Annotated in this window: 24 protein-coding genes, 1 tRNA gene and 1 other RNA gene; 14 read left to right on the top strand and 12 right to left on the bottom strand. The window is 62.9% G+C overall.

Annotated elements, in window-relative coordinates:
* The first annotated feature begins 85 nt into the window (after positions 1-85).
* The 4 genes from JGU71_RS14370 (at position 86) to JGU71_RS14355 (ending at position 5,667) form a co-directional block, all read left to right on the top strand.
* Complete coding sequence (locus tag JGU71_RS14370) at positions 86-1,186, top strand: DUF2855 family protein (protein ID WP_199704830.1); 1,101 nt, start codon at positions 86-88, stop codon at positions 1,184-1,186.
* 80 nt (positions 1,187-1,266) lie between these two features.
* Positions 1,267-2,556: an ammonium transporter gene (locus JGU71_RS14365; protein ID WP_372433173.1), complete on the top strand. Its 1,290-nt coding sequence runs from the start codon at positions 1,267-1,269 to the stop codon at positions 2,554-2,556.
* A 91-nt stretch (positions 2,557-2,647) separates the two neighbouring features.
* Positions 2,648-4,867: an MMPL family transporter gene (locus JGU71_RS14360; protein WP_199704829.1), complete on the top strand. Its 2,220-nt coding sequence runs from the start codon at positions 2,648-2,650 to the stop codon at positions 4,865-4,867.
* Positions 4,867-5,667, top strand: coding sequence for a thioesterase family protein (locus tag JGU71_RS14355; protein ID WP_307829654.1), 801 nt, complete (start codon positions 4,867-4,869; stop codon positions 5,665-5,667). Before JGU71_RS14360 ends, JGU71_RS14355 begins: the two co-directional genes overlap by 1 nt.
* Positions 5,668-5,763: 96 nt before the next feature.
* On the opposite strand, the gene JGU71_RS14350 is transcribed toward JGU71_RS14355, so the two are convergent.
* The 3 genes from JGU71_RS14350 to ffs all read right to left on the bottom strand — a co-directional run bounded on the left by JGU71_RS14350 (position 5,764) and on the right by ffs (position 7,859).
* On the bottom strand, positions 5,764-6,342 hold the full coding sequence (locus JGU71_RS14350; protein WP_199704828.1) for an HhH-GPD-type base excision DNA repair protein: 579 nt from the start codon (positions 6,340-6,342) through the stop codon (positions 5,764-5,766).
* 30 nt (positions 6,343-6,372) lie between these two features.
* On the bottom strand, positions 6,373-7,659 hold the full coding sequence (locus tag JGU71_RS14345; RefSeq protein ID WP_199704827.1) for an aspartate aminotransferase type Ic: 1,287 nt from the start codon (positions 7,657-7,659) through the stop codon (positions 6,373-6,375).
* A gap of 105 nt (positions 7,660-7,764) precedes the next feature.
* Positions 7,765-7,859, bottom strand: an RNA gene (ffs, locus tag JGU71_RS14340) — signal recognition particle sRNA small type.
* 84 nt (positions 7,860-7,943) lie between these two features.
* Between ffs and JGU71_RS14335 the strand changes: the two genes are divergently transcribed.
* Positions 7,944-8,031, top strand: a tRNA-Ser gene (locus JGU71_RS14335).
* A gap of 81 nt (positions 8,032-8,112) precedes the next feature.
* Here JGU71_RS14335 and JGU71_RS14330 read toward each other — a convergent pair.
* A complete protein-coding gene (locus JGU71_RS14330) occupies positions 8,113-8,664 on the bottom strand; it encodes a hypothetical protein (RefSeq protein ID WP_199704826.1) in 552 nt (183 codons plus the stop codon).
* Positions 8,665-8,843: 179 nt separating this feature from the next.
* Between JGU71_RS14330 and JGU71_RS30230 the strand changes: the two genes are divergently transcribed.
* Together JGU71_RS30230 and JGU71_RS14325 are read left to right on the top strand one after the other, a co-directional pair.
* Positions 8,844-8,975: a hypothetical protein gene (locus tag JGU71_RS30230; RefSeq protein WP_267908410.1), complete on the top strand. Its 132-nt coding sequence runs from the start codon at positions 8,844-8,846 to the stop codon at positions 8,973-8,975.
* Positions 8,976-9,201: 226 nt separating this feature from the next.
* Positions 9,202-9,888, top strand: a complete 687-nt coding sequence (locus JGU71_RS14325; protein ID WP_199704825.1) for a TetR/AcrR family transcriptional regulator — start codon at positions 9,202-9,204, stop codon at positions 9,886-9,888.
* Here JGU71_RS14325 and JGU71_RS14320 read toward each other — a convergent pair.
* From JGU71_RS14320 to JGU71_RS14310, 3 genes are read right to left on the bottom strand one after another with little or no spacing between them, the layout of a single operon-like run.
* Positions 9,854-11,839, bottom strand: coding sequence for a hypothetical protein (locus JGU71_RS14320; RefSeq protein WP_199704824.1), 1,986 nt, complete (start codon positions 11,837-11,839; stop codon positions 9,854-9,856). The two genes, JGU71_RS14325 and JGU71_RS14320, sit on opposite strands and share 35 nt — an antisense overlap.
* A complete protein-coding gene (locus JGU71_RS14315; protein WP_199704823.1) occupies positions 11,836-12,060 on the bottom strand; it encodes a hypothetical protein in 225 nt (74 codons plus the stop codon). Before JGU71_RS14315 ends, JGU71_RS14320 begins: the two co-directional genes overlap by 4 nt.
* Entirely contained in the window at positions 12,044-12,904 is an 861-nt protein-coding gene (locus tag JGU71_RS14310; RefSeq protein ID WP_199704822.1) for a TIGR03084 family metal-binding protein, read from the bottom strand. The genes JGU71_RS14315 and JGU71_RS14310 overlap by 17 nt, the downstream gene beginning before the upstream one ends.
* Positions 12,905-12,989: 85 nt before the next feature.
* Between JGU71_RS14310 and JGU71_RS14305 the strand changes: the two genes are divergently transcribed.
* From JGU71_RS14305 to gluQRS, 3 genes are all read left to right on the top strand, one after another.
* A complete protein-coding gene (locus JGU71_RS14305; protein WP_307829653.1) occupies positions 12,990-13,505 on the top strand; it encodes a DUF309 domain-containing protein in 516 nt (171 codons plus the stop codon).
* Between the two features lie 10 nt (positions 13,506-13,515).
* Positions 13,516-14,085, top strand: a complete 570-nt coding sequence (locus tag JGU71_RS14300) for a TIGR03086 family metal-binding protein (RefSeq protein ID WP_199704821.1) — start codon at positions 13,516-13,518, stop codon at positions 14,083-14,085.
* A 90-nt stretch (positions 14,086-14,175) separates the two neighbouring features.
* Positions 14,176-15,087 (top strand): tRNA glutamyl-Q(34) synthetase GluQRS, encoded by a 912-nt coding sequence (gene gluQRS / locus JGU71_RS14295; RefSeq protein ID WP_199704820.1) that lies wholly within the window; start codon positions 14,176-14,178, stop codon positions 15,085-15,087.
* On the opposite strand, the gene JGU71_RS14290 is transcribed toward gluQRS, so the two are convergent.
* A complete protein-coding gene (locus tag JGU71_RS14290; protein WP_199704819.1) occupies positions 15,081-15,749 on the bottom strand; it encodes a DUF4190 domain-containing protein in 669 nt (222 codons plus the stop codon). The genes gluQRS and JGU71_RS14290 overlap by 7 nt on opposite strands.
* 93 nt (positions 15,750-15,842) lie before the next feature.
* On the opposite strand from JGU71_RS14290, the gene JGU71_RS14285 reads away from it, so the two are divergent.
* Positions 15,843-16,598, top strand: coding sequence for a queuosine precursor transporter (locus tag JGU71_RS14285; RefSeq protein ID WP_199704818.1), 756 nt, complete (start codon positions 15,843-15,845; stop codon positions 16,596-16,598).
* Here the strand turns inward: JGU71_RS14285 and tgt are convergent.
* The 3 genes from tgt to JGU71_RS14270 are packed head-to-tail and all read right to left on the bottom strand — an operon-like array spanning position 16,575 to position 21,467.
* Positions 16,575-17,843 (bottom strand): tRNA guanosine(34) transglycosylase Tgt, encoded by a 1,269-nt coding sequence (gene tgt / locus JGU71_RS14280; protein WP_372433187.1) that lies wholly within the window; start codon positions 17,841-17,843, stop codon positions 16,575-16,577. The two genes, JGU71_RS14285 and tgt, sit on opposite strands and share 24 nt — an antisense overlap.
* Positions 17,833-19,746: an ABC transporter ATP-binding protein gene (locus JGU71_RS14275; RefSeq protein WP_233529208.1), complete on the bottom strand. Its 1,914-nt coding sequence runs from the start codon at positions 19,744-19,746 to the stop codon at positions 17,833-17,835. The genes tgt and JGU71_RS14275 overlap by 11 nt, the downstream gene beginning before the upstream one ends.
* Positions 19,743-21,467 carry an ABC transporter ATP-binding protein gene (locus tag JGU71_RS14270; protein ID WP_199704817.1) on the bottom strand — a complete coding sequence of 575 codons (1,725 nt, stop codon included), beginning with the start codon at positions 21,465-21,467 and terminating at the stop codon, positions 19,743-19,745. Before JGU71_RS14270 ends, JGU71_RS14275 begins: the two co-directional genes overlap by 4 nt.
* Before the next feature lie 245 nt (positions 21,468-21,712).
* Between JGU71_RS14270 and JGU71_RS14265 the strand changes: the two genes are divergently transcribed.
* Positions 21,713-22,651 (top strand): type IV toxin-antitoxin system AbiEi family antitoxin domain-containing protein, encoded by a 939-nt coding sequence (locus JGU71_RS14265; protein ID WP_199704816.1) that lies wholly within the window; start codon positions 21,713-21,715, stop codon positions 22,649-22,651.
* A 98-nt stretch (positions 22,652-22,749) separates the two neighbouring features.
* Here the strand turns inward: JGU71_RS14265 and JGU71_RS14260 are convergent, their stop codons facing one another.
* Positions 22,750-23,196 (bottom strand): hypothetical protein, encoded by a 447-nt coding sequence (locus JGU71_RS14260; RefSeq protein ID WP_199704815.1) that lies wholly within the window; start codon positions 23,194-23,196, stop codon positions 22,750-22,752.
* A gap of 314 nt (positions 23,197-23,510) precedes the next feature.
* On the opposite strand from JGU71_RS14260, the gene JGU71_RS14255 reads away from it, so the two are divergent.
* Together JGU71_RS14255 and JGU71_RS14250 are read left to right on the top strand one after the other, a co-directional pair.
* The gene (locus JGU71_RS14255; RefSeq protein ID WP_199704814.1) at positions 23,511-24,086 is read left to right on the top strand and encodes an NHL repeat-containing protein; all 576 of its coding nucleotides are present in this window, start codon (positions 23,511-23,513) and stop codon (positions 24,084-24,086) included.
* 90 nt (positions 24,087-24,176) lie between these two features.
* Positions 24,177-25,040 (top strand): cyclopropane mycolic acid synthase family methyltransferase, encoded by an 864-nt coding sequence (locus tag JGU71_RS14250; RefSeq protein WP_199704813.1) that lies wholly within the window; start codon positions 24,177-24,179, stop codon positions 25,038-25,040.
* Positions 25,041-25,174: the final 134 nt, after the last annotated feature.

Here is a 25,174-nt window from a genome sequence, read left to right as displayed (position 1 = left end):
GTGAGGGTACCGGCGCGCGCCGACAAGCGGGGACGGCAGCCGCGAGTTCACCGACTTGTCGGCCGGCGCCGGTAGGTTCGCCGACGTGACCTTCCAAGGTGTCGATCTGCTTGTCCGGCGCGACGATCCGCGCATATCCGAAGTCCGTGCCGCGACAACCCCCGATCCGGAGGACGGGCAGGTTGTCGTCGAGGTGCAACGTTTTGCACTCACCGCCAACAACGTCACCTATGCGACGGCGGGCGACGTGCTCGGCTATTGGCAGTTCTTTCCGGCGCCCGACGGCTGGGGCCGAGTTCCCGCGTGGGGTTTCGCCGAAGTTGTCGCAAGCTCGACGGAACTGGCGAGCGTCGGCGATCGTCTCTACGGCTTCTGGCCGATGTCGACGCACGCGACCATCACCCCCACAGGCAAACCCGGCTCACGGCTGCTCGATGCGACACCACATCGTCGTCAACTGCCTGCGCTGTACAACGCCTACCTCCCAGCCGGGCCCGAAGATCCGACCCGGGAAGGGCTGGAATCGCTTGTTCGTCCACTGTTCGGAACGGCTTGGCTGATCGCGGACCAGCTCGAACAGGCGGGTTTTCACCAAGCCTCGACGATCGTTCTGTCGAGCGCATCCAGCAAGACCGCAGCAGCGACGGCCTGGTGCCTCGGCCGCTACCCGAACCGTCCGCAGGTGGTCGGCCTGACCTCACAACGCAATCGTGATTACGTCGACGGTCTCGGCAGCTACGACGCAACGATCACTTACGACGAGCTCGCTGGTTCGACGCTCACCGAACCGATCATCTACGTCGACGTCGCAGGCAATGCCTCGACCAGACGCACCGTCCACACCCTTTTCGGAGCCGGTCTGGCGCTGTCGCTGACCGTCGGTTCGACGCATTGGGAGGACCCAGCGGGTTTCAACGGCGACGACACTCTGCCAGGACCCACGCCGCAGATGTTCTTCGCTCCGTCGCAAATAGAGAAACGGACCACCGAACTTGGACGGCACGAGTTGGTGCGGCTGATCGGTGGCGCACAGAACGAGTACCTCGACGTCTTCGCGCAATCGACGAGCATTGTTCTCGCGACTACTCACGACGATGTCCAATCCGCTTGGAGCGCAACGAGCGGCGGATCGACGGAACCGTCGAGTGGGATCGTCGCAACGCTCCGTGACCACACCGGCGTGTAGCCGTTCGATAGCCCGCCGACGATCGACGGACCGGCTCGCCATATTCTCTTGCGAGCATCCGGCCTGCGAAGGAGATAGAAGTGTCGATCGATCCTGCCGCCACAGCGTGGTTGCTTGCGAGTACGGCTCTTGTTCTGTTGATGACGCCGGGTCTGGCGATCTTCTACGGCGGGATGGTCCGTTCGACGGGTGTCCTCAACATGATCATGATGAGCTTCATCTCGATCCCGCTCGTCACGGTCGCGTGGTTGCTCTTTGGTTACAGCCTTGCATTCGGTGACGACGCAGGTGGCGGCCTCATCGGCAACCTCGATCACGTCGGCATGGCAGGCATCGACCCGACCACGGTCCGAAGCAACGTGCCCGAACTGCTGTTCGCAACATTCCAGCTCACCTTCGCGATCCTCACCGTCGCACTCGTCAGCGGTGCCATCGCGGACCGCGCGAAATTCTCCGCGTGGATGCTCTTCGTGCCGATCTGGGCGACCCTCGTCTACGCCCCCGTCGCGCACTGGGTGTGGGGACCGGACGGCTGGCTCGCGAAGTTCGGAGCACTCGACTACGCAGGCGGTTTGGTCGTCGAGATCGTTTCAGGATCATCTGCGCTTGCCCTCGCGCTCGTCCTCGGTCCCCGGATCGGCTTCAAGGCCGACGCGATGCGACCCCACAACCTGCCGTTCGTTCTGCTCGGCGTCGGCCTGCTGTGGTTCGGCTGGTTCGGCTTCAACGCAGGGTCGGCGCTCGCAGCGAACGGCATGGCTGCGGCGGTATTCCTCAACACGATGATCGCGGGCTGCCTCGGCATGCTCGGCTGGCTTGCGGTCGAGCAGATCAGAGACGGCCGTCCGACCACATTCGGTGCGGCATCGGGCGTCGTCGCCGGACTCGTCGCGATCACGCCGTCGTGCGGTTCGGTGACTGTCGTCGGTGCGCTGGTCGTCGGCCTGCTCGCCGGTGTCGTGTGCTCGTTCGCTGTCGGCTGGAAGTTCCGTGCAGGCTACGACGATTCCCTCGACGTGGTCGGCGTGCACTTCGTCGGCGGCGTAGTCGGTGTGCTGCTGATCGGCTTCCTCGCTGCCGAGGTTATGACCGGCGGCCCCGAGGGTTTGCTCTACGGCGGCGGATTGGCTCAGCTCGGAAAACAGGCTGTCGGTGCTGTCGTCGTCGCCGCGTACGCGTTCGCAGTGTCCTTCGCCGTCGGCAAACTGATCGACAAGACGCTCGGATTCCGCGTGAGTGCCGAAGACGAGACTGGGGGCATCGACTTTGCTCAGCATGCCGAAACCGCGTATTCCGAAGGTGTGCACGGACATTCACAGAAGCGACCGGGACCGTTCGGGTCGGGCCAGCCGAATCGCGAACGAGACTGAGACGTTCCGTCCCGCGCAGGCAGCGACGACGATATCCTGACGCCGCCAGTTTGATCGTTGGGGTTTGTGCCGAGCATGCGGAGGGACGTCAATGCTCGTCCGTGTTGCGAGGCTTGCGGTCCACCGACCGCGGATCGTCCTCGTCGGGGCCCTGATCGTCGCTTTCCTGGCGATCGTGTTCGGGGCCTCGGCTGCAGACCACCTCAAGGGTGGCGGCTTCATCCCTCCCGATGCCGAATCGACCAGGGCGACAAACCTTCTCAACGACAGTTTTCACGGTGGTGAGCCCAACCTCATACTGCTGATCACCACGACCGACGGGGTCGACTCCAATCCTGCTGCACGCGCAGCGGGCGACCGGATCGCTGCAGCTCTTCGAGCCGAACCCGAGGTCAGCGCGATCACCTCCTACTGGGAGGTGCCCGCCAATCTTGCGTCCGCACTGCGAAGCAAAGACGGCCTGAGTGCGCTGGTCACGGCGCGTGTGGCCGGCGACGACAACGAAGCGCCCGCTCGCGCCGAGCGCATCGTGGAGGGACTGACCGGTACCGCCGACGGCGTCACGGTTAGGGCCGGTGGTTTCACAGTCGTCTTCCAGCAGATCAACAATCAGATCACCAAGGATCTTGCCGTTGCAGAGGCAATAGCAATCCCGCTGACGCTGCTGCTGCTCATCTGGGTGTTCGGCAGTGTCGTCGCGGCCTTGCTACCGCTGTTGGTCGGTCTGTTCGCCATCGTCTCGACACTTGCGATCCTGCGAGCGTTCACGCTGGTCACCGACGTATCGATCTTCTCACTGAACATGACGACAGCCATGGGTCTGGCGTTGGCGATCGACTACAGCCTGTTCATCGTGAGTCGATACCGCGAGGAACTCGAGCGCGGACTCGAACCCGAACAGGCCGTCTTCCGCTCGGTGCAGACGGCCGGGCGGACCGTCTTCTTCTCGGCACTGACCGTCGCTCTGTCACTTGCCGCACTTGCCGTCTTTCCGCAGTACTTCCTCAAATCGTTCGCCTATGCAGGACTGGCAGTTGTCGGTACCGCGGCGCTCGCGTCGATTCTGGTGCTGCCTGCAGCACTCGTTCTGCTCGGTCGCCGAGTCAATGCGCTGGATGTGCGCGTGTGGTGGCGTCGCCGCACCGGTCGCCCGACGCCCACCGTCCCCGACCCGGAGCAGACGCTCTGGTACCGCGGCGTCACCGCTGTGATGCGAAGGGCCGCGCCGGTTGCCGTTGTCGTCATCGTTTTGCTGTTGTTCCTGGGAGCACCTTTCCTCAACGTCAAGTTCGGTTCACCAGACGACCGCGTGAATACCGCGGACGCGACCAGCCGCCAGGTCGGCGACATCATGCGGACCGATTTCGCACAGGACGCTGCCGCGACGACCACTGTCGTTCTGCCTGATTTCGACGGCAGGTCGGAGGAATTGGCCAGCTACGCAAGCGCTCTCTCGAAGGTCGACGGCGTCACCGGTGTGCTGTCACAGGCTGGGGTGTTCAGCGCGGGTATGCGCATCACGGATCAGTCGCCCTTCCCTCCGAACGGCGTCGGGACCTACCTGAGCATCGGAACGAGCGCCGACCCGTTCTCGGATGCGGGCACCCGTCAGATCGATGCGCTGCGCGCAATACCCAGCCCGGGTGAGTCTCTGTTCACGGGTGCGGCAGCGCAGAACGAAGACACTCTCGATTCGCTCGGCGAGAAGTTGCCACTCGCGCTCGGCCTCATCGCTCTGACGACCTTCGTGCTGTTGTTCCTGTTCACGGGCAGCGTTGTGCTCCCGTTGAAAGCACTGGTGCTGAACACTCTTTCGCTGACGGCCGCATTCGGGGCGATGGTCTGGATCTTCCAGGAAGGCCACCTCTCCGGTCTGCTCGACTTCACGGCAACCGGCTTTCTTGTGCCGACGATGCCGATCCTGATGTTCTGCATCGCGTTCGGCATGTCGATGGACTACGAGGTTTTCCTGCTCTCCAGAATCCGTGAAGAGTGGTTGAATTCCGACCGTACCGATGCCGCCAACACCCACGCCGTCGCGCTCGGAGTCGCCCGGACCGGCCGAATCATCACGGCCGCAGCAGGTTTGATGGCAATCGTCTTCTTTGCCATGACGTCGGCGAACATCTCGTTCATCCAGCTGTTCGGGCTCGGGCTCACGATCACCGTCCTCGCGGACGCGACGCTCATCCGCAGTGTGCTGGCTCCTGCGTTTATGCAATTGCTCGGACGGGCGAACTGGTGGGCACCGAAACCGCTCGTCGCGTTGCACAAGCGAATCGGGCTGGAGGAAGAACCACCGTCGCGATAGTGAACACTGGCGACGTGAACGCCTTCTACATCCCGATCGGTGACGGCCGCTTCGAATCGACCGAACACACCCGTGGACCTTGGTCGCCCGACGCACAGCACGGCGGTCCGCCGTCGGCGTTGCTGGGCCATGTCATCGAAAGATGCGAGCCACGTGAAGGTTTCGATGTCGGTCGGGTCGCCGTCGAAATACTCGGACCGGTTCCGCTTGCACCCTTGACCGTCGAGGCCAGGGTGACGAGGTCGGGCCGCAGCGTCGAGTTGATCGAGGCGACGCTGAGCTCCGAGCGCGGCGTCGTGATGAAGGCGAACGCATGGCGCATCAAACGATCCGATCCCCCGCTCGAGCTCGACCCTGCGGTGCTTCCGTCCGGTAGTCGTCCAGGTCCCGACACAGCACGCGGGGATGCACCGTTTCCGTCGGATCAAAAGATCGGCTTCCACACCGCGATCGAATATCGTTTTGTATCAGGCACTTTCATCGAACCCGGACCCGCTGTGTGCTGGATCCGGTTACGTAAGCCGATCGTCGCCGGACACGACCCGAGTCCGCTCGAACGCACCCTCGCGGCCGCGGATTCCGGTAACGGCGTCAGCGCAACACTCGACTGGAACCGCTACGTCTTCATCAACACCGACCTGACCGTGACGCTGCACCGACAGCCGGTCGGCGAATGGGTGTGCCTCGATGCGGTCACCTATCCGCAGCCGCACGGCATCGGGATGGCGGAGTCCGCACTCTTCGACGAGCAGGGTCCGCTGGGCCGGTCGACTCAAACGCTGCTGGTGGGTCGGCGCTGAAGTTCTTGGATGCTGAGGCTCGTCAGGGTGCGCCGATCCGGGTCGGTGTGCAGCTAACTGGACGCCCGCTGACCGCAAACGGCGCAACCTGACGCATCAAGCTTTCTGCTTCGCCGCTGCTTTGGCCTGCTTCTTGAATTCGCGGACCTCACCGAGCGTTTCGGCGTCGACGACGTCGGCGACCGAACGCCTGGACCCCTCGTCGCCGTAGGCTCCCGCAGCCTCACGCCAGCCCGCGGGCTGCACGCCGACCTGCTTGCCGAGCAGGGCGAGGAAGATCCGCGCCTTCTGATCGCCGAAGCCCGGCAGCGACTTGAGCCGCTTCAACACCTCTTTGCCGTCAGGGTCGCCGACGGTCCAGAGCGCTTCCGGATTGCCGTCGTATTCGTCGACGAGATAGGTACAGACCGCCTGGATCCGCTTCGCCATCGAGCCGGGATAACGGTGAATCGCCGGCGTCGTGGAGCACAGCGTCGCGAACTCGTCGGGATCGAATTCCGCGATCTTGTGCACGTCGAGTCCACCGATGCGGTCGGCGATCTTCTTCGGGCCGCCGAACGCGGCCTCCATCGGGTACTGCTGATCCAGCAGCATTCCCGTCAACAACGCGAGAGGTGATTCCGACAGCAGTTTGTCCGCGTCGGGGTCCTGCGCGAGCCGCAGCGTGAGTGCCATGCTTCGATCCTGCCACGACCGGCCGGGCAGTTAACCGGCGATCAGCTTCTCGGTCGCGGCGAGCAACACACACGTTGCGACGCCGTCCATCGCCGACGCGACCTCGTCCAGCGGCGGCAGCGACGGGGCGAGGCGGATGTTGCGGTCGTCGGGGTCTTTGCCGTACGGAAATGCCGACCCTGCCGGTGTCAATGCGATCCCGGCTTCCTTCGCCAATGCGACAACGCGCCCCGCGGTTCCGTCGAGCACGTCGAGGCTGATGAAGTAGCCGCCCTTGGGATCGGTCCAGGACGCGGTCTTGCTTGCACCGAGGCGGTCTTCGAGAATGTCGCGGACCAGCGCAAACTTCGGCGCCATGATCTTGCGGTGTTTCGCCATATGGGCACGGACGCCGTCGGCATCCTGGAAGAACTGGGCGTGCCGCAGTTGATTGACCTTGTCCGGCCCGATGGTCTTTTTGCTTGCGTGCTGGACGTACCACTTCAGGTTCGCCTCGGAAGCACCGATGAAGCTCACCCCTGCGCCGGCAAAGGTGATCTTGGACGTCGACGCAAACACCAGCGGACGGTTCGGATTGCCTGCGGCCGCGGCCATCCCCAACACGTCGAGGTTGGGTGCGGCCTCTTCGACCAGCGGATGGACGGCGTAGGCGTTGTCCCAGTACAGCCGGAAATCCGGAGCTGCCGTCGGCATCGAGACGAGAGCTTTGACGACAGCCTCGGAGTAGACGACACCCGTCGGATTGGAGTAATTCGGTACCGCCCACAGTCCCTTGATCGAGGGATCGTTCGCGACGAGCTCTTCGATCGCGTGCACGTCGGGTCCGTCGGGGTTCATCGGAATGGCGATCATCTCGAAGCCATATGCCTCGGTGATCGCGAAATGCCGGTCGTAGCCAGGGCTCGGACACAGGAATTTGCGACCCGGTTCGTTCGCCCACGGTGCCGGCGAATCGACCGTTCCGGCGAAGAGTGAGTAGACGACAGTGTCGTGCATCAACTCGAGGCTGGCATTGCCGGCCGCGTACAGATTCTGGACGGGAATACCCAACAGCTCGCCGAAGATCGCCCGCAGTTCGGGCAAGCCGGTCAGTCCGCCGTAGTTTCGACAATCAGTACCGTCGGCAGCACGAAAGTTGGTTCCCGGTAACGAGAGGAGGTCTTGCGAGAGGTCCAGCTGCGCAGACGACGGCTTACCTCGGGTGAGATCCAGCGTCAGCTTCTGCGACTTGAGCTGCGTGTAGTTCGCCGTTTGGCGATCGCGCTCGGCAACGAGCTCATCGGGACTCATCAACCCGTATTGGGTCTGGGTAGGCATCCTGCTGACGACCTTTCGACGGCACGACGATCACGGCACGGTGTCGGCGTGTCACGTTACTCGAATGACGACTGTCGGTCGCTCCTACGTACGGCGGCCAGAAATGTAAGGGGACCCCGCGCACCCGGCAGAGCCCGTTGACCCTTGCTGCCTTCCGGCCCTGGGGGAGTTCACAGGATGCGCGCCGCGCGGGATCCATCGAAGAGTGTAGCGGGACGCACCGTCAGAGCCCGCAGCGGTCGGCGATTCTTGGAACGAGGGGGTTAGCCGGTATGCTGCTCCACGGAGGATTCGCCTAGTGGCCTATGGCGCTCGCCTGGAACGCGGGTTGGGTTAACGCCCTCAGGGGTTCAAATCCCCTATCCTCCGCCACAAGATCGGAATCGAAGCCCGCCGAATGCGAATTCGGCGGGCTTCTTTGCGTCCGAGAGACTCCGCGCGTGGCCTACCGACCTACCTCGGCGGCGCCTGTGCCGCGATGCGCACCGCCTCGCGTTCGGCGAGCACTTCCTCCGCATAGCCCACTTGCCGGACCCGAACATCGTGGTAGATCAGGGTTTGCAGGATCCGGAAGAACGAGATTCCGATCGCGAGCGTTACGACCATTGCGATCCAGTGCACCATCATTCCGACGATCATCGTGACGATCGAGATCCGGACGACAACGACGAACCAGAGCAGATGAATTGCAAGCAGACGCCCCAGTGCAGGGTGGGTCAGGCTGTACGTCCGCTTGCAGGTGTCGACTAGTCCGGTCTTCTCGATCACCATGACGATCGGCGCGAGGCTGAGCAGCACGCCGGCAACGAACTCGACCGCAATCAGAGCAAAGGACGGCAAGATCAACAACGTCTCCGCTCCCCCGCTCATGACGATCATCGACATCGGCACGATCAGGATGTACGGCAGCAGGAGTATTGCGTAGAACACCACTATCAACGGGATCAGCGCGAACATACGCGAGGGCGCACCGCTCACGACCGGCCCGATTTTTTGCTTGCTCACCACGAATCGCTCGGTCCGCTCCGACGACTGTCGCCCTTCCGATGAACGCGTCCATCGGAAGGGCGACGGCAGTCACGATCAGAAGAGTTGTGACGAACGCCGTCCACAGAGCGTCGACCGAGAACGCGTCCGAGGCAATCACGGTGAATACCAGCTGAACCAGGAACATGATTCCCGCGATGCAAGTGCTGATCACAATTGCGGGGAGCACGAGGGTGATCCGCGGATTGCGCTTCTCGGTGGAGACGCCGTTTCCGAGTGTGAGCAACGCGAAGAGCCCGAACAACGCCGCACCCGCCCATGCCAGGTGATACGGCTTCAGGTCGAATCTCGGCGCAGGTTCCCTGACGGGCCTCCAACGGTCGGTCGCGATGTACGCAAACGTACAGCGGCCAATTGCGTTGGTATGTACGTTATTTGACGGACATGGCAACCTGCGGGCGAGCGTCGACCACCCTGGCGTTCCTCACTTTTCGAAGCGACAGTGGCACGGTTCACAACCGGATGCCCGCAGCTAGGAGTTGATATCGTGGCGGAATGAAGGTGACCTCGTCGGACGCAAAGTTGCCACGTGGTCCACACCGACTGAGCCGCGCCGAGGTCCTCGAATCCCAGCGCGGACGTCTCTACGTTGCGATGCTCGACGCGGTCGCTGAGCGCGGCTACCAACCCGTGACCGTCGCCGACCTCGTCTCCCGCGCGCAGATTTCGCGGCGCACCTTCTACGAACTGTTCGACACCAAGGAAGAGTGCTTTGCGGCCGCGTTCGAGTTGATCGTCGATCTTGTCGGCATTCCGCTCAACAACGCAATTCGATCGGCTGGGCAACTGGACTGGGAACAATTGGTCCGCACCTCGTTGACCGCCTACCTCACGATCCTCACCGAAGAACCCGCCGTCGGCCGCGCACTACACATCGAGGCACTCATCGCAGGCCCACCCTTGACCGGGTATCGCCGCAGGATGATCACCCTGTTCGCAGACCGCATGCGTGCGGCCCGTGCACTCGGCGTGCACGAGCATGCCGTGAGCGGCGAATTGCCCGACGAGGTTTTCGAGTTTCTGATCGGGGGGATCGACGACCGGATTCGCGACTGTCTCCACACTCGCGGACCCGCCGGCCTACTCGATCTCGAGCCTGGCTTGTCGGATGTCGCGCTGCTGCTGCTCAGCTCTAACGGTTCGCCGGCTACTCCGGATCCTTCGGTGCCACAGCGTCACTGACGGCTTTGCTCGCAGCCTTCGCCCGACCGAACAACGACGACGCGAGACCGGTGGCCAGGTCGGCGGCACCGGTGACAGCGTCGGTGACGGTCTTACCTCCCGGGACCACGGCTGCGACGGACCGGATCGGTTGCGTACCTTCGCCGATCAAACCCATCGATACTTGGACCGCACTTTCCGCGGCTCCCCTGACAGCAGCCGAGGCATGAATTGCGGTGTCATCGAACGTCTTCGCGTAGGCATCGTCCTTTGCATACTGCGCGAGAAGAGCTTTCGCGAACCAGAGCGAATCCGTGGTATCAGTTGTCTCCGAAGCCTTTTCGGCCGCCATCTGGATCAGCCGTGCCGGAACGGTGAATTCGAGCGGCACACCTTCGCTTTCGGCACGTTTGTGGATCCCGCTCAGGATCGCAAAGCTGGTCGTCCACTCGTTCGTCGCTTCGGCCGCTTTGAGCACGGACGGCATCACACCGTCGAGTGGCAGGAATGCCGCACGCTGCGAAAGTTGCTCCAGGGCAGGCAAAGGCACGTCGTCGGCCAGCTTGAGCAGCTGATTCCAGACGTTCTGCTGATCGTCGGGTTCCAGGGTCACACCGAGCAGATCGTCGTCTTCGGCGCTGTCGGAGATGATCCCGACCGTCTGTTCACGCGCGGCGAGCGGCATTCCGGCCGCAACCTCGAGCAACTCGGGCAGCACACCGTTTTCACTCGCATCGACCAGTGCCTCGCGCATCTGTGTCGGGTCGAAATTCGCGGCAAGGTCGGAGACCCGCTCCTGGGCGGCCTTTGGCAACATCGGAACGATCGGCAACAGTTCGGTCAAAGCATTTGCAGCGATGACACTTTGGACGATTCGTTCGAATTCCGACACCTCCAGCTTGCCGACAGCGGCGGCCAACCGTTCCTTGATGGGATCGGTTGCCAGCGGGAGTATCAAAGGGAACAGTGCCGGGACGGCAGCCGCCGCATCGACCAGCTTTTCCACCCCGTCGACGTTGCCGAGTGCGGCAGCAAACTCTCGACGCCCGGCGGCGGTGAAGTTCGGGACGAGCGGAACGACGGCTGCCCAGAGATCGTCGCGATCTGCCGCGGCAACAACGCCTTTCATCACGTCCGCGGTTTCGAAAGCCTTCGACTTTGCGAAACGCGCCAGATTCTGCGGCTCCATCCAGGTCGTCGTCGGTAGGAGCATCGCGAAGCTTCCGGCGGAATGCACAGCGTGCACAAGCGCGTCGAGGACGCTGTCACTCTGTTGCGCAGCGACATTCACCATCCGCCCACGGACCTCGAGGCTCACCTCGGTCAGCAGTTCGACGGCGTTGCCGAGCATGCCCGCCTCTTTGGCGGTCTGGATCGTCCGACCGATTCGTGCGTCATCGATGAGCGGCATGATGACGTTGAGCTGCGCCTTGTTCTCGGTGACCTCCGCGATCCGCAACAGCGAGATGTCGTCGACGACGGGTAGCAGACCCGCCAGCATCTCGGGCGTCACGAAGTCGATGAACTGACCCAACGTGATGAATTCTTCGCGCTCCAAAAGGATCGGTGCGAGCCTTTGCGCAACCTCGATCGGCACCTTCGAGATCAGCGGACCCACCCGACGGGGATCGATGTACACCGACGCGTCCGCCATCAACCCCACAGGAAGTTTCGGAACGAGCTTGAGCGCCTTGTCCTCGTCGATCAAGCTGGCCACCGCCGCCGCCATCCTCGGCTCGAAGTACTTCGGTGCGAGCTTCACGATCACCGGATTGGGCACCAGCTTGGCGGCAGCGGCGAGATTCTTGAGCCTCGACTCGGCCGCGACGAAAAACTGATCGGTCGCCTGCTGCCGAAACTCTCGCAACGCCTGCCACCCGACCGTCTCCAGAAATGCCAGTTCGGAGACGTCGACGTTCAAGATCCTCGACAGCTTGACCAACTCTGCCCTGGTATCGACGACCTCGGTCATTTCTTTCCTCCGATGATCGCTCGCACGGGCCCGCGCAACATCATCGGAAGACCGTTGATGGTGTCTTCGGTGCTCTTGTCCAGGTCGGCGAGCTGGACGACCTTCGCCGACTTCAGGGTCTCGAGAAGCCAGGCGAGCCGCTCCTCGCTCAGCTCTCGAAACCGTTCGGGTAGAGAACCGCCCAATTCGTCGGACAATGCTTGCTCACTGCTGTTGCTCATCGGCACGTCTTTCGTTGTCGGGCATAAAGATGTCGGCCTTGGACTCGAGGGCGCGAGGCTGCCGACCGCTTCCAGCGGCTCCCGCGTAGGCCTGAACCACCTGCAACCACCTGTCGGCCGCAAGACCGACGGCCTGCAGATCCGTGTCGTCGCGATGTCTGCGGCGCGCGGCGACCAGGCAGAAATCCAGCGCCGTTCCAAGCACTCTCGACGACGTGTGCGCGGGTCCGGCAATCCACTCGACGCCGCTCGGCAGCGTGAGTTCGAGGCGAACTTCTTCGTCGGGCGGGTCCTGGTCGTGCGCTCGAAACGAGCCGTCACGATTCTCGACCGCCATGTACGCGGTGTGCCTGAGTCGATCGGTTGCGTCGATCCCGAGCCCGAGGGCGTCCGAGATGTCGACGGTGTGCGCCCACGTCTCCATGATGCGAGCACTTGCCATCGCCGACGCGGTGAGCGACCGGCCGAACCACGGAATTCTGCGGTCGCTCGGTAACTCGATCAAGGTCTCGGCAAGCTTTCGTCGGGTGGCACGCCACAGACCGACGACAACGGGCTGGGGCATACGCGCGGTCAGTCGCGCGGACTGGTCGCCGAGCACCGACGGATCCAACGCCTTGCCCGTGACCTCCGCCGGTGACGGCGGCGTCGCGAGGCCAGCAAACTTCGCGGCGGCCAAGGCAGCAGCGTCACTGGTTGCGAGATGCGCGATCTGATCTTTGATACGCCAGCCTGGACTCGGCGTCTCGAGATTCCATTGCGCCGACGAGAGCTTTGCGATCATTCGGTCTGTGGTCCCCCACTCCTCGCGGAGTTCGCCGACGACCACGGCGATGTCGCTCATCTGGGCGACGTTAGTACAGCTCACGTATGCCTCGACGGCGATTCTGCGGAATTGGACGTGATCGTGACGCACGTAGGATCGGGGCGTGCCCGACATCGAACGTGATCGCGACGAGGACGGCAGGGCGCGCAGCTCACGACCCCGCGACGCACTCGGTCGACCACTGCCGCCGGGAAGCGAGGGAGTCGAGCGCATCCCCGACGACCTCGACCTTCCACCTGCCGAAACGCTCACCTACGCACAGGATTTGCTGGACCGCGGCCTGGCTTTCAACGCGCACGAAGTACTCGAGGCGGCGTGGAAGAACGGGCCCCAGTCCGAGCGTGAACTGTGGCAGGGCCTCGCACAACTAGCGGTCGGGATCACCCACATTCAGCGCGGCAATGTCAAAGGTGCACTGACCTTGCTGCGGCGGGCCGAGCTTCGGTTGGCGAACGAAGGCGAAGCCCCACCACACCAAATAGACGGGCCGGGTCTCGTTCTCTTTGCCGCGGGGATATCGGCAAAGCTGGAACACGGCGACGAGATCGACCTGACGCAGTTGCGACCCCGCCTCGAAGTTGTCCGAAATGTGCAATCGCCGGACAGCGGTCCAGGCTGACAATTAATTTATGAACACGACGAGTACACCCGAAGAGCCCACAGCCGACCGTTACCGTCGGCTCGCCGCCGCGCTGACCGATCGTGTCGACGCTGTGCCGGCAAAGAACTGGGACGCGCAGTCTCCCTGCGAAGGATGGACCGCGAGGGACGTACTTCGCCACGTCGTCGAGAGCCAAGCCGACTTCGTGACGAAGGTCGACCTCTCGGTGGCGCCCGGACCGTCAGTGGACGACGATCCGTCCGCAGCGTGGCACCACACGCGTGATGCGGTGCAGAGCATTCTCGACGATCCCGCCAAGGCCGATCGCGAGTACGACGGCGGCTTCGGCACGACCACTCTGCGTGCGTCGTTCGACACGTTCTTCTGCGCCGACCTCATCGTCCATGGCTGGGACATCGCCCACGCGACGGGCATCGAGGACACGATCGACGCTGCCGACCTCGAGTGGGTCGACGCGTTCGCGAAAAGCATGGGTCCGGCGATTCGGACACCCGGCGCCTTCGGTCCGGAGTTGGACGCACCCGTCGATGCCAACCAGCAGACCGCGGTGCTCGCATTTCTCGGCCGAAAAGCCTGAGGCCGCAAGCGGCTCGTGAGTCCTTTTGGAGGGCGGGCCCGCCGAAAAGACGCACGAGCGGCGTAGCCGCCTGCAGTATCTTGGGCGGTTGTGAACCCAGCAAAATTCGTCCCGCGGTCGGCTGCGGGTCACGGTCGGTTCGCACCGAGCCCGTCGGGTGACCTCCACCTCGGCAACCTTCGAACAGCTTTGCTCGCATGGCTTTTCGCGCGATCCACAGGCCGCGGCTTTGTGCTGCGGGTCGAAGATCTCGACCGCGCGCGGTCCGGCTCCGAAGAGCATCAGCTCGCCGATCTCGCTGCGATCGGACTCGACTGGGACGGCGACGTCGTTCGGCAATCCGAGCGTTTGCCGCGCTACGAAACCGCGATTGCCCGACTCCACGATGCCGGTTCCACCTACGAATGCTTCTGCACACGACGCGAAATCCAGCAGGCGGCTTCGGCGCCGCACGCGCCGCAGGGCGCCTATCCCGGCACCTGCCGCGATCTGACGAACTCCGAGCGTGCTGCGCTGCGGGCCACAGGTAGGGCTCCCGCGTTGCGGTTGCGCGCAACGGTCAACGAGTTGACGATCACCGACGAACTGCACGGCCGCTACACCGGCGTCGTCGACGATTTCGTCCTGCGCCGCGGCGACCTGACTCCCGCATACAACCTCGCGGTCGTGGTCGACGACGCCGAACAGAAGATCGATCAAGTGGTCCGCGGCGACGACCTGCTGCCGTCGACACCTCGCCAGGTCTATCTCGCGCACACCCTCGGCCTGCCGGTCCCCGCGTACGTCCACGTCCCGCTTGCTTTGAACTCACAAGGCCAGCGGCTCGCCAAACGCGACGGACCGGTGACGCTGGCCGACCACCTCGCCGCCGGCCGCACCACGAGCGATGTCGTCGCCATCATCGCGGCATCACTGCAGCTGAACGGAACGACGCCGGCGGAGTTGCTCGACAGGTTCGACCCGGCTCAACTCCCCCGCACGCCCTGGGTTGTGACTCAGTAGGTGTAGTCGATACTGCCGATCGCAACGATGAAGATGATTGCGAGGACGATCGTCAACACCAGCCCGACCGCCCCGACGATCAGGCCCGCGAGTGCAACTCCGCGTCCCTCTTGGCCGGTCTGCTTCACCTGATTCAACGCGACGAACCCGAGAATCCCGCCGACGATCGACGCGACCGGCGCGAGGAAGAAGCAGAAGAAGAACAGCGGGATCGCCGCAATCGAGGTGATCAGCGATCCGATGGCCATTCCGTTGGTCCCCTGAGGGCGCGGGACGTCACCGAACGACTGCGGATACGCGGTGGGATATCCCGGCTGCTGCGGGTAACCGGGCTGCTGCGGATAGCCCGGCTGTTGGTAACCCGGCTGCTGCGGATAGCTCGGCTGCTGTGGGTAACCGGGCTGCTCGTAGCTGGGCTGCGGAGGAAACGCCTGTGTCGGGTACGGCGTCCCCTGCGGCGGGGCCCCGTAACCCGGGTACGGCTGCGGGGCCGCTCCGGCGTTCGGATCGAGGGGATAACCCGAGTACTGAGGTCCGGCATCGGCCGGTGGATACGGCGATGGGTTCACAGTGGTTTCGTCCGCGGGTGGCGTCGCACCCGGCGCCGCGCCGGAATCGTCGCGCTTGCGCAGCCAGTCGTCATTACCGCCAGCGTTGGTCATAGCGGAAAGACTAGAGGGGCGATACGCAAACTTCGCGCCTGAGGCCACCGCTCGATTGTGCGCTCTGGTCATCCTGCTGATTGGATGTAGCGCGTGACCGAGCCCAACAAGCAGGACCCCGCCTCATCCGACACCGCGTTTGCGCACGTCGGCAGGGGGTTCTACCCGACGATTGTTGCCCTCTTCACCGCGACGCTGATCATTTCCAACGTCTGTGCGTCGAAGGGCGTGGCGTTCTTCGGGACGTCGGAGCTCTCGCTCGGTCCGCTCCAGATTCTGCCGATCAACACCGATGGCGCCTTCTTCCTCTTCCCACTTGCCTACATTCTCGGCGACATTCTCAGCGAGGTGTACGGCTTCAAGGCTGCGCGCAGGGCGATTCTGCTCGGCTTCGGTGCGCTGATCCTCGGTGCGTTCTGCTTCTGGGTCGCCGTCGAACTGCCTTCGGCGTCGTTCTACGAGAACCAGGACTCGTTCCAGTCCGTCGTCGGTGTCGTGCCGCGTCTGGTGTTCGCCGGCTTGATGGCCTATCTCGTCGGCCAGTTGCTCAACTCGCTGGTTCTGGTGCTGATCAAAGAACGCACCAAGGAAAAGCATCTGTGGGCACGATTGATCGGCTCGACGGTCGTCGGCGAACTCGCCGACACGCTGATCTTCTGCTCGATCGCCGCCGGCGTCATCGGCATCACCACCTGGCGAGATTTCGTCAACTACGTCATCGTCGGCTTCCTGTGGAAGACGCTCGTCGAGGTGTTGGTACTCCCGATCACCTACCGTGCGATCGCGTTCATCAAGAAGCGCGAACCCTCGTACGCAGCGTCGGTCTCAGTTCCCGTAAAAGCCGGCTAGCGTCTGCTTCTTCAAGTCGTCGAACCAGCCGCCGTCGATGCTTTCGCGGATCTGATCGACGAGTCGAATGGTGAATCGTTCGTTGTGAATCGTGCACAGCGTGGACGCCAACATCTCCTTCGCCTTGAACAGGTGATGCAGGTAGGCGCGGGTGTAGTTCGCGCAGGTGTAGCAGTCGCACTCGTCGTCGATGGGCGTGAAGTCGCGGCGGAATCGACTGGTGTTGATGTTGAAACGTCCAGTCGGAGAATAGATTGCGGCATTTCGAGCTACTCGTGACGGATTGACGCAGTCGAACGTGTCCGCACCGTTCTCGACGGCGACGAACAGGTCGTCGGGCTCGCTGATGCCGAGCATGTGGCGCGGCTTGTGCTCGGGCAACTCGTCGCTGCACCACCCGACGATCGTGCCGAGATTGTGCTTCTCCAGCGCACCGCCGATGCCGAAACCATCGAATCCACGACCGGTCTCACCCGTGATCGATGCGAGCCCGCGACTCGCTTCACGACGCAGATCCTCGTACTGCGCACCCTGCACTACGCCGAACAGCGCTTGATAGGGCTTGTGCGACCGCTCGGCCGTCAATCGCTCGTGTTCGGCAACGCACCGGATCGCCCACGCCTGCGTCCGAGCGACCGATCGTTCTTGATAGCCACGGGTATTCAGCAGAGTGGTCAGCTCGTCGAAGGCGAAGATGATGTCAGCACCGAGCTGATGCTGAATCTGCATCGACACTTCGGGAGTGAACCGGTGCGCCGACCCGTCGAGGTGCGATTTGAACGTCACCCCGTCGTCGTCGACCTTGGCCAGACGTTCTTTTCCCGACGCGATGACGTCGTCGTTCTGCACGCCGACCGCTTCCATGGCGAGCACCTTCTTGAACCCGACGCCGAGTGACATGACCTGGAAGCCGCCACTGTCGGTGAAGGTCGGTCCAGGCCAGTTCATAAACGCGCCGAGACCGCCTGCCTCGTCGATGATGTCCGATCCGGGCTGCAGGTAGAGGTGGTAGGCGTTCGACAGAACTGCCTGCGCGCCAAGCTCTTTCACGGCCTCGGGGAGAACTGCCTTGACCGTCGCCTTGGTGCCGACCGGAATGAAAGCGGGGGTCCGAATCTCGCCGTGCGGTGTGGTCAGCAGTCCCGTTCGGCCATGCTTGCCAGGCAGTTGTGTTGTGACGGTGAACAGGTCGGGCGTGGATTCGGAGGGCACCCTCCCATCCAACCAGGCGTGCTCAGGCGTCAGCAGCCGCGCCGACGAACTGGCTGTTGTAGAGCCGATAGTAAGCGCCACGGCTGGTGAGCAGCCGATCGTGCGTGCCCTGCTCGACGATCTGTCCGTGCTCCATCACGACGATCAGGTCCGCGTCGCGAATTGTCGAAAGTCGATGTGCGATAACGAAACTGGTGCGGTCGCTGCGCAGCGCCGCGGTCGCGTGCTGAACGAGGGACTCGGTCCGGGTATCGACCGAGCTGGTGGCCTCGTCGAGGATCAGGATCGACGGCTTCGCCAAGAATGCACGGGCAATCGTGATCAACTGCTTCTCACCCGCGCTGACGCCCCCGCCCTCTTCGTCGATGACGGTGTCGTAACCGTCCGGCAACGAGTGCGCGAAACGGTCGACGTATGCCGCCTGCGCTGCAGCAAGAATGTCCTTCTCGCTTGCCATCGGGTTCCCGTAGGCGATGTTCTCCTTGATCGTTCCGCCGAACAACCAGGTGTCCTGCAGCACCATGCCGATTCGCGACCGCAGGTGGTCGCGGCTCATCTTCGAGATGTCGACGCCATCGAGGGTGATGCAGCCGGAGTCGAGTTCGTAGAACCGCATGATCAGGTTCACCAGCGTCGTCTTGCCCGCACCCGTCGGCCCGACGATCGCAATCACCTGACCGGGTTCGGCGACGAGCGACAACCGCTCGATCAGCGGGGTGTCCTTCTCGTAGCGGAAAGAGACGCTCTCGAACTCGACGCGCCCGCGATCGACGTTCGGCCGCTCCTCCGGATCAGGATCGGGCCGTTGCTCGTCTGCGTCGAGAATCTCGAAAATCCGCTCGGCCGAGGCGACGCCCGACTGCAGCAGGTTCACCATCGCACCGATCTGGGTGAGCGGCTGGGTAAACGAACGGGAGTACTGGATGAACGCCTGGACTTCGCCGAGACTGAGCTGACCCGACGCGACCCGAAGACCACCGACGACCGCGACGAGGACGTAGTTCAGGTTTCCCAGAAACATGATCGCAGGCATGATCATTCCGGAGATGAACTGCGCCCTGAAGCTGGACTGGAACAGTTCCTCGTTGCGCTTGTCGAAGGCTTCCTCGACCTCGGCACTGCGACCGAAGGCCTTGACCAACTCGTGCCCGGTGAACGCCTCTTCGACCTGAGCGTTGAGCAAGCCAGTGTGCTTCCACTGGTCCGCGAAGTGCGGCTTCGACCGTTTGGCGATCTCCGCCGTCACGATGATGGCCGCGGGCACCGTCAGGATGGCGATGAGCGACAGGACCGGCGAGATCCACAGCATCATGATGAGAATGCCGAGCACCGACAGGACCGACATCATCATCTGGCTGATCGTCTGCTGCAGGCTCTGTGACACGTTGTCGACGTCGTTGGTGACGCGGCTGAGCACATCGCCGCGGGCTGCCCCGTCGAAGTAGCTCAGCGGCAGTCGATGCAGCTTGTCTTCGACGTCGCTGCGCAGGCGCTTGACCGTCCGCTGGATCGTGATGTTGAGCAGGTACCCCTGCAACCACTGGAACACCGATGCAACGACATAGATCACGAGCACAAGCAGGAGCACTCGCCCGACGGCGCCGAAATCGATACCGACACCGGGCGTCACGTCCATGTTGCCGAGCATGTCGGCTACCGTGTTGTCGCCACTCGCCCGAAGTTGTTGTATCGCTTCTTCTTTGGTGTTGCCAGGCAGATCCTTGCCGACGACTCCGTCGAAGATGATGTTGGTCGCGTGGCCGAGAATGTTCGGTCCGAGCGTCGTCAGAACAACGCTGATGACGGCGAGTCCCACGATGATCAGCAGTGCTAGACGTTCCGGCGCGAGGCGGTTGAACAGGCGCTTCAGCGACGGGCCGAACGACTTCGGCTTGGTGCCGGGCGCTCCTGGAGCGACCATTCCCGGGCGGGTCATGTCGCCGCCATCTGTGAGTCGACGATCTCGGCGTACTCAGGGCATTCGGTGAGCAATTTGTCGTGTTTACCCATCGCGATGATTGCGCCGTCGTCGAGCACGATGATTCGGTCCGCGTCCTTGATGGTGGACACCCGCTGCGCAACGATGATGACGGTCGCCTGCTCGGTCACCGGTTTGAGCGCCGCACGCAGGCGCGCGTCGGTCGCGAGATCGAGCGCCGAGAACGAGTCGTCGAAGAGGTAGATACTCGGTCGCTTCACCAACGCCCGTGCTATCGCCAAACGCTGCCGCTGACCGCCGGAGACCGTTGTACCGCCCTGGGACACCGGCGATTCGAGTCCTTCGGTCATCTCCCTGACGAAGTCGGCCGCCTGAGCGATTTCGAGACAGCGCCACAGTTCGTCGTCCGTCGCATCGGGGTTGCCGTAGCGCAGGTTGCTGGCGATCGTTCCGGAGAACAGGTACGGCTTCTGCGGCACCACGCCGATCTGGGAACGCAACAGATCGGGGTCGAGATTGCGGACGTCCGTCTCGCCGACGTAGACAGCGCCGTCGGTGACGTCGATCAGGCGTGGGATGAGGTTGAGCAACGTCGACTTGCCCGACCCGGTCGCGCCGATGATCGCCGTGGTCTCGCCGGGTTCGGCGCGGAAGCTGATCGATTTGAGCACCGGTTCCGCGGCGCCCGGGTAGGCGAACTCGGCAAAACCGAACTCGACGAGTCCCGGGTGGGCGGCGAAAGGTTCGGGCTTGCGTGGCGGCTGGACACTCGTCTCCGTGTCGAGCACCTCGCTGATGCGTTCGGCGCAGACCGAGGCTCGCGGCACCATCATCGCCATAAACGACGCCATCATCACCGACATCAGGATCTGCATGATGTAGCTGAGCATCGCAGTCAGCGAACCGATCTGCATGTCGCCGGACTCGATCTCGTACCCGCCGAACCAGATGACAGCGACGCTGGTGATGTTGCTGATGAGCATCACCGCCGGGAACATCAGCGCCATCAGCCGACCGACACTGAGCGCGGTTTCGGTGAGTTCGGTGTTGGCAACGCCGAATCGCCACGTCTCGTTACGTTCGCGGACGAAGGCGCGGACCACTCGAATACCGGTGATCTGTTCGCGCAGAACACGATTGACCGCGTCGATCTTCACCTGCATCGAGCGGAACTCCGGCACCATCTTGACGATGATGTAGCCCATCACGAGTCCGAGTGCAGGCACCGCGACGACAAGGATCCACGAGAGACCGAGGTCTTCGCGCAATGCCATGAAGATGCCGCCGACGCACATGATCGGCGCCATGACCATGATCGTGCAGCTCATGACGACAAGCAGCTGAACTTGCTGAACATCGTTGGTATTGCGCGTGATCAGGGACGGCGCACCGAAGTGGCCCATCTCGCGCGCGGAGAACGTGCCGACCTGATGCAACACCGCGCCTCGAATGTCGCGACCGGCGGCCATCGCCGCACGAGCACCGAGAAAGACAGATCCGACAGCACAGACAATCTGGACGAAGGTGAACACCAACATCATCAGGCCGGTCGACCAGATGTAGCCGATGTCGCCCTTGGTGATGCCGTTGTCGATGAGGTCGGCATTGAGGCTCGGCAGATACAACGCCGCGATCACGGAGATCAGTTGGAGCACAACGACCCCCACCAACTGATTGCGGTAGGGGTGCAGATAAGTGCGAAGCAGCCTGATCAACATACTTCCCGAAGGCTACCTTCCCTGGCTCGCGTGCGCCGCAGCGCTGCCGATGGTGTGTTGCTTGTCGTGTTGTAGGTCGATCAGGGTGCGCCGATTCGGGTCGGTGTGCAATTGATTTGATGCTCGCCGACCCTGAGCGGTGCATCCTGACGTGTCATCCACAGGCCTGAAGTTATCCACAGGCGAGACGAAAGCCCAGGTCGGCCGAAGTGGGGCGGCGGAACGGTCGGGCACGATCGCAAGCTATGGAATCGAACGATCCGCGTCTGCTGCGACGATCGGATGGCCTCGCACATGGCTACTCGGACGATGAGCTGAGACGGTGGTGCCGCAACGGCGCGCTGACTCGACTTCGTCCGGGCGTCTACGCCTCCAGCGAGGACATGGCTCGGCTGGACTTCGCCGAACGTCATCGCGTTGTGGCCAGAGCGACTGTCCAAGGACTACACACAGACGCTGTGCTCAGCCATATCTCTGCAGCCGCGATCTACGGCTTGCCGATCTGGAACGTCGACCTGTCCAAGGTCCACGTGACGAGGAGTGGTGCAACCGCCCGATCGTCCAGCCGCATACGGACCCACGCGGTTGGCATCGCACCCGACCAGATTCGGATTGTCGATGGTCTTCGGGTCACCACGCCCGCGCGAACGATTGTTGATCTAGGTCGGCTGCTGCCGTTCGAGCAGGCGGTGGTGATCGGCGACGCTGCAACGCGGCTCGAGGAGGGTGCCGTGGACGTTGCGCCCGAACGACATCGTCATCGCAGAGGTGCAGGTGCCGCCCGAAGAGTTGTCTCGTTTGTCGACGGTCGGTCGGAGAGCGTCGGCGAGTCGCGCAGCAGAGTCGCGATTCATGTTGCGGGTTTGCCTGCACCCAGTCTGCAGATCGATGTGTTGTCCGTGCTCGGCGGTTGGCTGGCCAGGGTTGACTTCTTGTGGGAGCAGTTCGGCGTGATCGGCGAGTTCGACGGACTCGGCAAATACGTTCGCCACCTCGCTCCTGGCCAAACGCCGGGAGACGTCGTCGTAGCCGAAAAGCTCCGAGAAGACGGTCTCCGCGCAGCCGGATGGACCGTTGTTCGGTGGACCTGGAGCGATCTCGCAGAGCCTGCAGCATTTCTGGAGCGCCTACGTCGAGCGTTCGCAACCGGATCGCCACGGCCCTCGCCGACTCGGCCTGGATGACACGTCAGGATGCTCCGGTTCGGGTCGGTGTGCACTCAGCATGGTGCACACCGACCCGAATGGGCGCACGCTGACGGGCGTGCCCCGCTTATCGACCGCTAGGCCACGATCACCGATGCGGACGGATTCACCTGGCACAGGATCCCGTCGATCGGCGCGAACATCGCGACGAGAATTCGTCCCGACCCTGTTGTGACCGTCTTCGAGAGCACCGGCAGCGGACCGTCGAGGTCGACCATGCCGTTCGCGCCGTTACTCGTATTGACCCAGCCGACGACCATGCGCCCGGCGCCGGAAAGGAACGGCACGGCCGGCCGCGCCTCGAACCGGACCTGGCCCGCACCGATCGGTGGGTTCGCCTCGGGTCCGGATTGGGCGGATGCCGCGGACAGGGTCAGCGGCGCAGGCTGTGCGCAGCCGAGCGTGAATACCGGTGAAGGAAATGGCACGGGTGGGGCAGCGCTCGCAATTGCAGGGACGACGGCGCCGGCCGCAACTACCGCGAAAATTGCGCAGACTCGACGGATCGATGGATACAGCTTCATTCTTTGCTCCTAGAAGGAGAGAGGTTATTTTCGGCAGGTGCGAATAGGACTGCACAGAAGACTGCGCATGGGACTCGACATGACGCTCGACATGAAGACAGGCGAGGCCTCTCGAATTGTCGCCATAAATAACTTCACCACGGCGGCACTTTCCGAGTCAATGGCGAATTGCAATTCATTTCAATTCTTTGCCCGGCAGACCTCACCTCGAACCGATTTCGACGCATGCAAGCGCACGTGCGGACTGGTTACCACAACCCCGTCCGAGTGCTAGGTTGCCTGTGGTCGGTGCCGAGCAACGTTGGGTAGAAGAGATGCGTACACAAGATTTCACGACAGGTCGGCGAACTTTGGCCGCCTCCGCTCTCCTCGCCTTGGGTCTCGCGACGTTCGCGCCTGCAGGCGCATCGGCCGAGCCGATGCCCGTCGCGCCACCGCCGATCACAAGCATGAATGCGGCCCCGAACGTGGCCTTCAGCCAGCAGGGCGGCATGTTCATCGCCGATGCCCCGACCAATCAGGTGGTCCACATGACCGCCACTGCCCGACCGTCGACGCTGCCCTTCGGCCCGCTCGCAGGACCGATGGCTGTCACTGCCAACGGCGCGGGCGACGTCTTCGTTGCCGACACCGGACACAACCGTGTACTCGGCCTCGCCGCAGGTACGACGACGCCGTTCGAGGTGCCGATCGAAGGTCTCGTCGCACCGCAGGCATTGGGTATCAACAGCCTCGGCGAGTTGGTCGTCACCGATTCGGTGCGGGTACAGGCTGTGAAGATCGAGCGCAAACCCGTTGCAGGGCCTGGAGATCCAGGCTTCGACGAACTGGCAACTCCACCGCCGCCCGCCGTCTTGAAGACGTGCATCGGCATCATTGTGATCTGCTGAAATAGTCCAATCCGCCCGGTCGTCCGCTCCGAATAATGTCTGTGGGTAGCACTTTCGAGCACCCACCGAACATGGCGGAGGGACTCGAAGATGACGGATCTGGCACCGTTCTATACGGATGTGCAAGCCCATTACGACCTCTCGGACGACTTCTTTGGGCTGTTTCTCGACAAGACCCGCACCTACAGCTGTGCCTACTTCGAACACGAAGGCATGACGCTGGAGCAGGCTCAAGTCGCCAAAGTTGATCTTGCACTTGCGAAGTGCGATCTTCGTCCGGGTATGACACTGCTCGACGTCGGCTGCGGCTGGGGCGGCACGATGATGCGCGCCATCGAGAAGTACGACGTCAACGTCATCGGTTTGACGCTGTCGCGGAACCAGCACGATTACGTGCAGGGTCTGTTCGACAAACTGCCTGGCAATCGCTCTGCCGAGGTCCGTTTGCAGGGCTGGGAAGAGTACGACGGCGGACCCGTCGATCGCATCGTGAGCATCGGCGCGTTCGAGCATTTCCGCAGGGAACGCTACGACGCCTTCTTCAACCTGTGCCACGATCTGCTCCCCGCCGACGGCAGGATGCTGCTGCACACGATCGTCGGATACCACCGGCATCAACTGCGCGACATGGGCTTGAAGGTAGACCGGAACTACCTCTCCTTCTGCAAGTTTCTGATCGACGAAATCTTCCCCGGTGGTCAGCTCCCCGAGCCGCCGTGGGTCCGGACCGGAGCAGAAGCGGTCGGCTTCCGCGTGGAGCGAATCCATCCGTTGCAGCTGCACTACGCACAGACTCTCGAAATCTGGACCCAGAACCTGATCGACCGTCACGACGACGCCGTGGAGATTGCCTCGCAAGAGGTATTCGATCGGTACATCAAGTATCTGTCGGGCTGCGCGACGATGTTCCGCGACGGCTATTTCGACATCATGCAATTCACGCTCGTCAAATAAACAACCCCACAAGCGCCCCGATATTCGACTCCAGCGGATATCGGGGTTTTTGTGTGCACTGAATATTGCAACCATTGTTTTACACACGACCGAAGGCGAACAGTCGAATGACTGCTCGCCTTCTCCTAGCCTTC

This window comes from Antrihabitans stalagmiti (genome assembly GCF_016482825.1).
GTDB classification, from domain to species: domain Bacteria; phylum Actinomycetota; class Actinomycetes; order Mycobacteriales; family Mycobacteriaceae; genus Antrihabitans; species Antrihabitans stalagmiti.
Note: the sequence above shows the minus strand (reverse complement) of the source record. Positions and strands in the feature narration are given on the sequence as shown.